Origin of the sequence: Fictibacillus sp. B-59209 (assembly GCF_036216745.1) — a bacterium.
GTDB classification, from domain to species: domain Bacteria; phylum Bacillota; class Bacilli; order Bacillales; family Fictibacillaceae; genus Fictibacillus_C; species Fictibacillus_C marinisediminis.
The window spans coordinates 78,506-91,056 of the sequence record NZ_JARMMC010000003.1 but is presented as its reverse complement, the minus strand read 5'-3'; the positions used below and the strand labels follow the sequence as shown (position 1 = coordinate 91,056).

Genomic DNA, 12,551 nt, shown 5'->3' with positions numbered 1-12,551 from the left:
CATATAAAATCCCTCCGTATGTTTATTTAGACTTTGATTCTTTTCTAAAGGCTCTTTTCTAAAAGATTGTTGCTTTGGGAACATTTTTCTAAAAAACCTTCATTGACCAGTTGATTGGAGTGCAAGGTGCGAGACTCCTGCGGGGGTAGCGTGACAGGTAAGACCCAAAGGCGCTTGCGCCGTGGGGCTTAACGCACGCCCCGCGGAAAGCGAGCTGCCTGTAACGGAAATCAACCACTCCCAATAGCTACAAAGGTTACGAAAACAGCCTTTATTTAATTTTTCATCCACGTGATGCCGATCGATCCTTCGCCAAGGTGGGTCCCAATAACAGGACCAAAATAATCTACAGAGACATCAGCATTGGGATATCTCCCCTGAATATCGGCTGCGATTTCCTTCGCTTCCTCTTCACGTTGGGCATGGATCACACTGACTTTGAAACTCTCATCCGGCTTTACCGATTGCTCCATGAGCTGATGAATACGGGCGATCGCTTTTTTCTTCGTACGGATTTTTTCGAAAGGAACTATTCTTTTATCCTGAAAATGAAGCACAGGCTTGATCTGCAGAAGGTTCCCGACGAGAAGCTGGGCTGCGTTCATACGTCCGCCGCGATGCAGGTGGTTGAGATCATCGACTACGAAATAGGCGGGAATGCCGCGCTCTTTAATAGAGTTCAGTTTCTCCATGATTTCCGTTGCATTTGCTCCCTCCTTCGCCATATCGACTGCTTTATACGTATAAAAGGCTTGCGGGGCGCAGCTGATCTCAGAATCAAACACATGGAACTTGATGCCTTCGACCATGTCTGCGGCGCTTAGAGCGCTTTGGTATGTACCGCTGATGCCGCTCGATAGGGTGATCATGATCGCCTCATCATATTCCTTTGACAATCGTTCGAGCGTGTCTGCCAGTTCGCCGATGGATGGCTGTGACGTTTTAGGAAGTGCTCCTCCCTTGCCAACCATCCCGTAAAAATCATCCTTGTTAAGCTCCACTTCTTCCTTATACGATTCGTTGCCAAAAATAACGTTGAGCGGAATCATTACAATGTTTTTTTCGTTTCTGATGTGTTCCGGTATATATGCCGTGCTGTCTGTCATTATCGCTACCTTGCTCATTGTAATTTCCTTTCTTGACAATATTTCGTCCATTGTCTCATCTACGTTAGTAGATTACACGAAACAGGCACCGTTTTCATTAAAACGGCGCATTTCTATTTTTTATTTTTCTTTCTTCCTCCATCTTTCATCCATTTCCTGCCTGAACCTTTTCCTCTTTATCCATGAGCTGACAAAGAGCCAGCGCCCCATAGAGCGGGGATTGATCCTTTAATCCCGCAAGGACAACCTCGGTCGGGCACGGCACAAACTCTTCAAGCATGCTTTTTATTTTTCCGAGGAACCAATTTCCCGACTGAGCAACGCCTCCGCCGATGACGATCGTTTCAGGATTGATAAGGGCTGCAGCATTGACGATGGCCATCCCCATATGAAGGATGCCTTCCCGTATAATGCCCTGGGCGAGCTTGTCTCCCTCCTCCGCGAACTGAAACACATCTGATGCTTTCAGTCTATTTAGCTCTTCTCCAGAAACCTCACCGTCCAGCCGCTTTGCCTCCCGGTAATGGTGTGCGATGGCCACACCGCCCATTTTGCTGCTTAAAAAGCCGTAGCCGTCCTTGATTGGAATAAATGAACCCGTAGCCGCTTCAGGATCGCTGATCATATGGCCCACCTCCCCTGATGCCCAGTGGGCTCCGCGGTAGATTTCACCGTTGATCAATAACCCTGCCCCGATGCTCGTTCCGATCATGAATAGCAGGACATTTTTCTTTCCCTTTGCGGCTCCGTAATAGACCTCTCCCAGCAATCCGCCATTTACGTCATTATCGATATGAACAGGTACGCCCAGCATTTCTTCTGCTTCTTTTTTCAGCTCATAATCCTTCCACTTTAGATTAGGGGCATGAAACACTACGCCCTTATCCGGATCAATGACACCTGGTGCCACGATCCCTGCCGAAACAATATCCTTCCAGCTGACATTCTTTTCTTCAGCCATCTCTTTAGCTTGTTTCGCCAATTCTATTAAAACACCGGAATCCACAAATTCCTGTGTCGGAAATTCTCTGTTTGCCAGCATTGTACCATCTGCTTCAAAAAGGGCTGCTTCCACATTGGTACCTCCAATATCTGTTGTTAGGTAATATTTATCTCCCATGTATGCTATCACTCCTGTTTTTCTTACTATTACCCCTGGCAGGATAGAAAAAAACGGTTTAAAAACAGGACATGGTTCTATGGTAAGAGTCCTTCTTAAAGAGGGTTCAATGGACCTGATATTTTTTTGTAAAAATTTGAGAGTAAAAGAAGGAAAACGTCGAAATTGTAAGAAATTAGTAAAATATATTCATGAATTGGAGGTACTTCATACTATGCAGCATAATCTATATATCGTGGCACTATCTGTCGTCGTTTCCATTGTCTACACATTCGTCGCCTTAGATTTTGTCCGCAGAAGTAACCGTAAAACGATGTCATCCCACCGTTTGTGGCTGTTCATCGCTTCATTGACCATGGGGATCGGAATATGGGGTACGCATTTCGTCGGGATGATGTCTGTGAACATGTCTTTGACTGCAGCCCATCATATTCCCGCCATCAGCCAATGTATGCTGATCGCTGTTGCCGGAACATATGGGGCCTTTTATTTCACCAAATCCTTTCATAAAAAAAGCAGTGTCTTTCTTTCTGCCTTCTTCATGGGCTCCTGCATCATCGCCCTTCATTATTTCGGAATGAAAACAGCAGCCATAAACTCCAATCTCCACTATGACTTTTTTGTGTCTACGCTTGCAGCTGCAGCCGCTTATCTATTTTCAGGCATCGCGCTCTACCGCCAATTTTCTGCCTCTCAGCCCTCATTATTCACCCAATTCATCAACTGTCTGTTTATGGTTTTGGCATTGACGGGATTACATTATATCGGTGAAAAAGCGATGCTTATGAAGTCTCATCACATTTTTCTCGTCATGCACGATCCACGCCTCGGAAGTCTTTCTTTGATCGCTACGGCTATTGTAATCGTTGCTTCGTTGTTCATCGCACTTCTGTATGTACTGGGGGCAATGAGTGATCAGCAGCTGAAGCTGAAATCATTGCAGCTGGATGAAAGCGAGCAGCGCAACCATTCCTTAATCGCACTGAATCCAGATGGCGTTTATATGATCGGCAAGGACAGAAAGATTACAGGCGGCAATCATTCTTTAGAAAAGATCACGGGCTATTCTGCAGATGAACTGCAGGGCTCTCTCTATACCTTTCTCCTGGCCCCATCAGAAGCAGAGAGAACAGAAGAGTTTTTTCAGCGTACACTTGCCGGTGAACCGATCAAACGCGAGACACGCATCAAACATAAAAACGGAACAGTGTTCGAGGCAGAAATTACAAATATCCCTTATTTTGTTGAGAACAAACTGATCGGCATTATCGGTACGATCAAGGACCTAACAGAATTCAGGCGCATGGAAAAGAAATTACGCCTGTCGGAAAAATTAGCCGTAGTCGGAGAACTTGCAGCCGGGGTTGCCCATGAGATCCGCAATCCCCTCACCTCGCTTAAAGGTTTTACACAGATGTTCAAAGATCATCCCAACATTCCTGGCCGTGAAGAATATTTAAATATCATGCTGGAAGAGATTGAATCCATTAATCTCATTACCAATGAATTTATGGTGCTGGCTAAGCCTCATTTGACGATGACAAAGCGGTTCAACCTGCTCCCCATGATCAAACAGGTCACCCTGCTTTTGACCGGGCAGGCAAGCCTCAACAATACACAGATTGAGACGCAGTTTTACATTGACAGCGGAACAGTTAAAGGCGAAGAAAACCAGTTAAAGAAAGTGTTTGTTAATGTGATCAAGAACGCGATCGAAGCTATGCCTGATGGCGGAAAGGTAACAATAACCGTTACAGGCATTCAAAACGAAAATCTGCTCATTCAGATCAAGGACGAAGGTGTGGGAATATCTGAAGTCCACTTAAGACAGCTCTTTCATCCTTTTTTCACGACGAAAGAGAACGGCAAGGGACTGGGATTGATGGTCAGCCAAAAGATTCTGGATAACCATATGGGGCATTTACGTTTCACGAGTACGCTTGGTGAGGGGACGCTTGCAGAGATCACGCTCCCGGCTGAAAGTGTGACAGAACTTCCAAGCCCGACAGCAAGCTGAAGGGTTTTAAATGAAGGCTGTTTTCTAAAAGATTGTTGCTTTGGGAACATTTCTGTAAAGTGCCTTCATTGACAAGTTGATTGGAGTGCAAGGTGCGAGACTCCAGCGGGACGAGTGTGACAGGTGAAACCCGCAGGCGCTTGCGCCGAGGGGTTCAGCGCACGCCCTGCGAAAGTAGGCGTTTACGCCGGTAAAAGCGAGCATCCTGGAACGGAGATCAACCGCCCCCAAGAGCTGCAAAGGTTAACAAATAAAAAAAGCCTGGCTCAAACAGAACCGGGCTTCCACAAGCATTTACTATTTTACTTTTACCCAGCCGTTTTTAATGGCTTCAACAACCGCCTGGGTTCGGTCGTTCACGTTCATTTTTTGAAGAATATTGCTCACATGGTTTTTAACCGTTTTCTCAGAAATGAACAGGTCTTCTCCGATACCGCGGTTGCTTTTTCCGTCTGCCAGCAATTGCAGTACTTCACATTCACGGCGTGTCAGGATATGAAGCGGTTTGCGGTACTCAATTTCGTTAAGGCCGATGTTGTTCGGATTGTTGGCATTGTTCTTCGTTGTTGTAGACAAACGGCGGAACTCATTTAATAGATTGTACGTGATCTTCGGGTGAAGATACGCTCCGCCATCTGCTACGACTTTCACTGCTTCGATCAGGGAGTCAGCATCCATTTCTTTTAACAGGTAGCCGGAAGCCCCTGTCTGAACCGCATGCGTCACATAGGTCTCGTCATCATGGATGGAGAGAATGATCACTTTCGTATCGGGAGCCTTTTCAACCAAACGGCGAGTTGCTTCTACACCATTGATATGCGGCATGTTGATATCCATCAGCACAACATCAGGATGGTGCTCGTTCACGATATCCTCGGCTTCTGAACCGTCATCTCCTTCGGCTACAACAGAGAATTCGTCCTCCATATCCAGGATGCGCTTTACGCCTTCCCGGAACAATCGATGGTCATCAATAATTGCAATTCTTGTTTTGTCCGGTGCAGAGGCACTGGATTCATAAACATCTACACTTCTCATTCTGAACCCTCCCGATCTCGTATAGGTATTTGAATATAAACGTTGGTTCCAATGTTTAGACGCGAATTGATTTTCAGAGTGCCTTCCAGCAGCTCCACGCGTTCTCTCATGCCGATCAGCCCAAATGAATTGGTCTTTTGCGGTACTGTGGCATCGAAACCTTTACCGTCATCTTTTACAAATAAGGATACATTGCGGTCCGTGAATTCAATTTTCACCGAGATGTTCTTCGGCTCTGCATGCTTGCATGAATTCTGGACAGCTTCTTGAATCAATCGAAATAACGCTATTTCCATCTTCGTATGAAATCTCCGCTCATTCCCCATCGGAACGAGTTCGATCTCAATACCGGTACTTTCCTGGACGTTGCGCAAGTATTTTTTTAATGTAGGGACGAGCCCAAGGTCATCAAGCGCCATTGGCCGGAGATCATAGATAATTCTCCTGACTTCCCTTAAGGAGGCTCTGACCATCTCTCTTAAGTCTCTAATTTCAGTTACTGCTGCTTTTGTACCTTTTTCATTAAACACCTTTTCGACCAGCTCGGAACGAATCAACACATTAGCCATAAGCTGGGCCGGACCGTCATGGATCTCACGTGATACCCGGCGGCGTTCTTCCTCTTGAGCTTCAATGATCTGAAGGCCAAATTCCTGCTTTTGCTTGGCATCTTCCACAAGCTCATTAATTTTCAGTAAATCTCCGCTTAAATAGTTCAGGACAACCGATATCTGGCCGACGAGTGATTCTGCTTTAGACACCGTCTCTTTCAGGCCATTTAAGCGCCTTTCCAAATCGTTTCGTTTTTCCCGCAGCTGTTTTTCCGTCTGGCGGGCAATGGACATTTCGATCTGAATGGCGTTCGCGCTTTCGTATGCGTCGCGAATATCGCCCTCACTGTACTTTTGAAAATGTTTGCTTACTTGAGCGAGCTTTGACCTGGCAATCTTGGACCTTTCTTCAAGCAGGTCCGACCGGTCAATGGCCTCGAGCGCTTTTTCCTTCACATCTTCAAGCTCTTTATTCAGCCGAAGAAACTCCTGCCGAGATTCCTCGCTGATATCGAACACTTGAGTCTGGCTTACTTTAACGGTATTGATGGTTTCTGTAAGAATGCCATCTAAAAGCTTTGGATCGATTTGTGTTTTAGCTGCCATCTTGTAAATATCCTCCAATTAAAACGATAAAGAAGAACAGACTTTAGTTCTAGAACCATCCTACCTAATTTAAGATTAGGTCTTTCTTACTATGAATCCAAATAAAAACATTTATTCCATAAATCTTTCGTATGAAAAAGGAAGTTTATGTCTATTCTGCAAAGAAATTTGTAGGAAGGTTGCTCGCGCCTTATAATGAAGGATAGCACTAAATCCCCTGAATTTGTAGTTTTTTCGGGATAATTTTTATGAGAACTTTACATTTTTCCATTACCATTTATCTTATTGAAATTTATTACTAATTAAAGGTTTTTACTTAAATCCATTAGTAAGGAGCACGCTAAAAATGTTATCCCATTATTTTACTGTCAAAGAAACCGGCGAGCATGAGATTGTCATCGAGCGGTCAAGGTTCCTCGCTCATTTCGCCAGGGCAACGACTGAGGCTGAAGCGATAGAATTTATTCAACGCATCAAAAAAATGCATCATAGCGCCAACCATAACTGTTCCGCCTATCTGATCGGGGAGCAAGACCATATACAAAAGGCGAATGATGATGGAGAGCCGAGCGGCACAGCAGGTGTTCCGATGTTAGAAGTTCTGAAAAAAAGGAAATTAAAAGATGTAGTCGTTGTGGTTACCCGTTACTTCGGCGGCATTAAACTCGGAGCAGGAGGATTGATACGCGCTTACGGGAAGAGTGTGAGCGAAGGATTGAACGCCATCGGGGTCGTTGAACGGAAACTCATGCAAATTGTGCATACTAAAATCGACTACACTCTTCTCGGCAAAGTAGAAAACGATATAAGGTCCTCTCCCTATATAATCAAAGAGATCAATTACCTCGAAAAGGTCGAAATTTTAACGTATGTTGCGGTAAAAGACTTACAAAACTTTAAAGAATACTTAATAAACCTCACGAATGCACATGCTACAATAGAAGACGGTTCATTGGAATATCTGGAAGAAAAAATCTTGTGATTCTATCCCCATTTATCTCAGATATTGTCGAAACCTATGGACTGTAGGGTTGAATTATTGAGAGATCAATTAGGGAACTTTTCCGTTAAAGTGAGGAATAAAACATGAGTTATTATAATGAAGAAAGGCAGCCGACACGGCTTGTCAGAAGGAGAGTCAAGAAAAGGAAACGCCGTCCTTTTCGGCGCTTGATCCGTATTATTCTCCTTCTCCTTGTGCTTTGTATGCTGGGCGGAGTCGCGTATGCCGGCTATTTGGCGTATAAGGTTAAATCAACGGCAGACAACAGCTATAAAGGACTTGCCCATGGCAACAAATCCGATCTTCGCATGGATAAAGTCACAATGGGTAAAGACCCTGTCAACATTCTCCTGATGGGTGTCGAAGACTATAAAGGCTCACCAGGCCATTCCGATGCGCTGATGGTACTGACCATCAACCCGGATACCAAGGAAGCATCGATTGTAAGTATCCCGAGGGATACTAGAACGTACTTGCCTGATGCGGGACGCAAAGACAAAATCACCCACGCTTATGCTTACGGCAAGAAAGGCCATAAAGAGCAGGCTACGATTGATGCGGTAGAGCATTTCCTTGATGTTCCGATCGATTACTATGTACGTACAAACTTCCAGGGCTTCAAAGAAGTTGTTGACTCTGTCGGCGGAATTACAGTAGACGTACCATTCGACTTCTATCAGAAGAACCTGAAAGGCCACAAGATCTACTTCCATAAAGGAAAAATGGATCTGAACGGCGACGAAGCACTAACCTACGTACAAATGCGTAAACAGGATAAACGCGGGGACTTTGGACGCCAGGAACGCCAGCAGCAGGCAATGAAAGCTGTAGCGGACAAAGCGTTGTCCATCAAGTCCATCTCAAGGGCGGACAACCTGCTGAACTCTGTAGGAGACAACGTTCAAACGAATATCTCCTTAAAAGAATTGTTCGGCATGAGAAACTTCTACAAACAAATTCAAAGTAAAGAACTTGAACGCATGAACATCGGTGGACAGGATGAATACATTAACGGTGTTTACTACTTCAGCCCTGATGAGCAAGTCGTTCAAAAAGTAAGAGACCGTATTAGAGAGATCCTTAATTATAAAGGAAAAGGCTCCGCTTCCGCTGACAGCAGCAGTTCTAATGGGACTAGCGAGCAAAGTCAGGGAACAGGAGAATAAGATAAATGAAGAAACCCGCCGATTGGCGGGTTTCTTTTTGTGCCTTTTTTTGAAAAATGCTTTAGTTTGCAAGTAAAGTTTAGGTTTTCGCAAGTAATTGGGTAAGTTTCGCAAGTATTTTGTGTCGAACCGCAAGTAATTCGACTAATTTCGCAAGTAAAACAGTTATTTTTGCAAGTAAGCGTCACTGGCTGCGCAGTTATGCCTTTAAATGAGGGCCTACTACCCTAGTGATAGAGTATAAAAGGAGAGCATCCCCCTTCTGTAAGCCTCACATCTCCCTTATTTAACGCTTTTTAAACAAGTTTAAGGGGAAGAGTTTTCTACTTGAACAAATTCCTATACAAGCCTGTGAGACAAACAAAAAAGGTGCCAGGCACCGGCTTTTGACATATGTCAAAAACGGGTGCCTGGCACCTTATATTTAGTTACTCCTTGTCCGGGCTGTTGACCTGCATGGTGCCGATGAACTTCTTGTAGAGGAAGAGCACCGGGCGGTATTTGTGATGGACGAGTCCGATGATCTCAGCGATGACTTCAAGCATCAGCAGAAGTCCGATGATGATCACGACAGAGCCCCACAATGTACTGGATTCAAACACGACGGCAGCGACACTGAACACGATGCTGAGCGCGTAGATAACGAGTACGGTCTTGCGGTGGGACCAGCCCAAGTTGATCAGACGGTGATGCAGATGTCCTTTATCTGGTGCAGAAATCGGCTTTTTGTTCGCCATTCTGCGGATGATGGCAAAGGATGTATCGAAAACCGGCACGCCAAGGATGATGATCGGTACAACGAAACTGAACAGAGTAACGCTTTTATACAGTCCGAGCAGGGACAGAATCGATATGGAGTAGCCGAGGAACAGAGATCCTGCATCACCCATAAAGACTTTGGCCGGATTAAAGTTGTACATCAGGAAGCCGGCAGTAGAAGCTGCGATGATGAGGGCAAGGGAAAGAATCATCATGTTTCCGTTTAATCCCGCCATGATCGCGATGGTCACCATCACGATGACCGATACACCCGCTGCCAAGCCATCCAGGCCGTCAATCAGATTGATCGCATTGGTGATGGCGATAATCCAGAAGATGGTCGTGATGTATGCCCATGGACCTAAATGAAATGTACCAACAAAAGGTATGGTGATCAATTCAATGGTTAATCCTGTAGAAGCCACGAGAAGGGCCGCAAAAATCTGGCCGACAAGCTTAACTCTCGCACTTAATTCGTATTTATCGTCAATCATGCCGATCACGACAATAAGAACTGCACCTACAATAATCCCGGTTAGCTGCATTTCATACAGGCCCGAGACAAAATATCCGACAACTACGCCAAGGAAGATACCGACTCCGCCCCAGCGAGGCATTAATTTTTGATGTACTTTTCGTTGATTTGGTTTGTCGGTCACATTCAGGCGGACCGCCAGCTTAATGATAAAAGGCATGGCGACCACGACAACCGCGAACGACACAACCGCAGCAATGATCAATTGAACATTCATGTTATCCCTCTTTTTCCAACTCTTCAATGGATTTAAGCAAGGGTCCTCCTGCTTATGTTGTCCAACAACGCCCCATGAAAATTCGCATTCATCTTCTTCAGAAATTATATCTCGAAACCGTGATAAACAAAAGCAAAACTATGCTTGTCCGCTGAAGAACCGGAATTTTCCGCTTCATAATTGCTGATCATCTCTACTCTTTACCACTAAATCAGAGGTTTGAAGCTACTTTTTAAAAATTTCCGGCAGCAGCAGAATGGAGGCGCTAAGCATCAGTCCCACCAGGAGACCCAGCACAGCCTTCCTTTTCGGATCCCCGGCCATGTCTGTCGTATCTACTTTTTCAAGAAGCTTTGGTTCTTTTACTTTCAGCACTCTTGTTTTCAGGTCAAATAAATATTCTTCCTTCTTAATGGTGCCTTCACCAGAGACTTGTGTTCCTTCTACCTTCTTGATTTGATCCTCCAGCGTTGTTTTCCATTTTTCAGTTTGGTGGTTGCTTTCTTTCATGAATTCTTTCACCACTGGCTTCAATTCGGACTTTGCTTTGCTTTTATCCTCATCCATCAATGACAGCGTGATGATCGTATCTGTTTCAGGAACGACCTGAAGCTTGTCTTTCATCGCCTTTTCTTCATCCTTGTTCAAACCTTTGACAGAACGTAAAAACTCTTCGCTCGTAAGGTACTCTTTCGCACTGTCCGGCGTGTTCAGGATGGAGTTTTCAGCTTGTCCCAGCTTCACTTTCGCGGTCGCCTGGGACGTGCTCGGCGCTTTTGAAGCCATAAAGTAGGCGATCACTGTCGTTAAAACAGGAATCAGCAGCAATAGAACGAAGAATTTTTTGAACCGCTGCCAGATACTTTCCGTGATTTCTTTCATTTGCTTGTCCATACACTTACTCCCTTACTTCATTGGTCGATATTGAACCTCATTTTGTTTCACTCTCCAGAAATTAATATAGCTGATGGAGAACGCGAAAAGCAGCCAGAGGTAGTTTAGAGAAATTTGCGAGCTTGGGCTGATGCAGGAAAGCGAGAAAGCAATCATGCCGCCAAGCAGCCCTTCACTGATCATTTTTTCATAAAGGGTATCACTTTGCCTGAAGATGCGGAAAAGCTGCAGGATGACCCAGAGATACAGGAGGACATAACCGGCAAAAATAACAGCTCCGTAATTGACGAGAATCTCGATCCACCAGTTATGGACATTGATGATTCCCTTCGTCGGAAATTCCGCATAATGCATGAGATAGTATTTAGAGTTCCCCGAACCGATGCCGAATCCAAAGCTTTTTTCAAAAAAAAGCAGTCCGTTCTTAATAAGGTTGGACCGGATATCAACCGAGGCGATCTCGGCTTGCGAACCGCTTGCCAGCAAGCTGTGGAGCATGCCTTCTACTTTTCCGATGGCAGCAGCAAACTTTTCTTTAAATAAAACCACCAAAGCGGCCATACCTATGAAACCGAGAATGACAAATCTCCTTTTCACTTTCTTGTTTGTTAAAAAGACAAACCAGAAGGCAAGACCCAATGGGATCGCGATAAAATTCGCCCTGGATGACGTAAAGACCATCACATAAAGAGAGAGAAGCATCAACACGGCTCCCGCAGCCTTAAGCAGCCATGACCTCGTCCGGTGGACAAAGGCTAATACGAGAAAAAAACTGACCGAAATAAAGCTCGCAAAATCATTCTCGTTCACAAAAACGGATGTCGGTATCCCCTTTTGATACTCTGCTACTTTATTGATCCTTGAGATGGCAAGATGATGATGCGTCACATGGTTCCACAGCCCGATCACGGTCAGCACGGCGAACATGCCAAGCCAGATCCAGTACACATGCTTAAACTCCTCTTCCTTTTTCATGAGAAAGACCATAAAAAAGATAAGAGAAATCCCGATGATCAAGAAGATCAGGTCAACCGCACCCATTGAAAGGGAGCGGCTCCAGCTCAGGGAGAAGAGGGCGTACAGCACCCAGAACAGGTGGAAGTACAGCACAGGTTTGACCTTTACCTTCTCCCAATCCAGCACGTCTCTTCTAAAAAGGGCGAGATAAAGAACGGCTGGAACCATCAAAACGTAAATCATCCTGTACGGAAACATCGAGATCGGCCCTACGGGAATGCTCATGATTCCCGCGCCCAGGAATGATGAAAAAATCAGGAGATAAAGCAGCAAGTTCATCATCGGAATCTGCTGCACAACCGGTTTGATAGCGATAAAAACAGCCATTAAAGCGACGTATCCTGCAAGTGCCGCTGTCAGAAGCAGCGGTGATTGGACTGGCACTCTGTCGATCAGCCAGCTGCCCGTAATGGCCGCAAAGCATAACGCCAGAATGAGCTGTGTAATTTTCGATTGAAAAAGACTCCGCAAATCAGGCATGTACTTCCCTCCCTTCGCCTTTCCTTCATAGATGCAAGTTTC

General features: G+C 45.1%; 10 protein-coding genes. 3 read left to right on the top strand and 7 right to left on the bottom strand.

The window, feature by feature from the left end; all coding sequences use genetic code 11:
- Positions 1 to 275: 275 nt before the first annotated feature.
- A complete protein-coding gene (locus P4361_RS01515; protein WP_328088040.1) occupies positions 276 to 1,124 on the bottom strand; it encodes a DegV family protein in 849 nt (282 codons plus the stop codon).
- 127 nt (positions 1,125 to 1,251) lie between these two features.
- On the bottom strand, positions 1,252 to 2,226 hold the full coding sequence (locus tag P4361_RS01510) for an ROK family protein (protein ID WP_328088038.1): 975 nt from the start codon (positions 2,224 to 2,226) through the stop codon (positions 1,252 to 1,254).
- A 214-nt stretch (positions 2,227 to 2,440) separates the two neighbouring features.
- Between P4361_RS01510 and P4361_RS01505 the strand changes: the two genes are divergently transcribed.
- Positions 2,441 to 4,243: an ATP-binding protein gene (locus P4361_RS01505; RefSeq protein WP_328088036.1), complete on the top strand. Its 1,803-nt coding sequence runs from the start codon at positions 2,441 to 2,443 to the stop codon at positions 4,241 to 4,243.
- A 297-nt stretch (positions 4,244 to 4,540) separates the two neighbouring features.
- Here the strand turns inward: P4361_RS01505 and P4361_RS01500 are convergent, their stop codons facing one another.
- Together P4361_RS01500 and P4361_RS01495 are read right to left on the bottom strand one after the other, a co-directional pair.
- On the bottom strand, positions 4,541 to 5,281 hold the full coding sequence (locus P4361_RS01500; RefSeq protein ID WP_053356968.1) for a response regulator: 741 nt from the start codon (positions 5,279 to 5,281) through the stop codon (positions 4,541 to 4,543).
- A complete protein-coding gene (locus tag P4361_RS01495) occupies positions 5,278 to 6,438 on the bottom strand; it encodes a sensor histidine kinase (protein WP_053356967.1) in 1,161 nt (386 codons plus the stop codon). Before P4361_RS01495 ends, P4361_RS01500 begins: the two co-directional genes overlap by 4 nt.
- A gap of 346 nt (positions 6,439 to 6,784) precedes the next feature.
- On the opposite strand from P4361_RS01495, the gene P4361_RS01490 reads away from it, so the two are divergent.
- Complete coding sequence (locus tag P4361_RS01490) at positions 6,785 to 7,420, top strand: YigZ family protein (RefSeq protein ID WP_328088035.1); 636 nt, start codon at positions 6,785 to 6,787, stop codon at positions 7,418 to 7,420.
- Positions 7,421 to 7,524: 104 nt separating this feature from the next.
- The gene (locus tag P4361_RS01485) at positions 7,525 to 8,607 is read left to right on the top strand and encodes an LCP family protein (RefSeq protein ID WP_328088034.1); all 1,083 of its coding nucleotides are present in this window, start codon (positions 7,525 to 7,527) and stop codon (positions 8,605 to 8,607) included.
- A 428-nt stretch (positions 8,608 to 9,035) separates the two neighbouring features.
- Here the strand turns inward: P4361_RS01485 and P4361_RS01480 are convergent, their stop codons facing one another.
- From P4361_RS01480 to P4361_RS01470, 3 genes are all read right to left on the bottom strand, one after another.
- Positions 9,036 to 10,118: an MraY family glycosyltransferase gene (locus P4361_RS01480; RefSeq protein WP_328088033.1), complete on the bottom strand. Its 1,083-nt coding sequence runs from the start codon at positions 10,116 to 10,118 to the stop codon at positions 9,036 to 9,038.
- A 225-nt stretch (positions 10,119 to 10,343) separates the two neighbouring features.
- Positions 10,344 to 11,012: a hypothetical protein gene (locus P4361_RS01475; RefSeq protein WP_328088030.1), complete on the bottom strand. Its 669-nt coding sequence runs from the start codon at positions 11,010 to 11,012 to the stop codon at positions 10,344 to 10,346.
- 12 nt (positions 11,013 to 11,024) lie between these two features.
- Positions 11,025 to 12,509, bottom strand: a complete 1,485-nt coding sequence (locus P4361_RS01470) for an O-antigen ligase family protein (RefSeq protein WP_328088028.1) — start codon at positions 12,507 to 12,509, stop codon at positions 11,025 to 11,027.
- Positions 12,510 to 12,551: the final 42 nt, after the last annotated feature.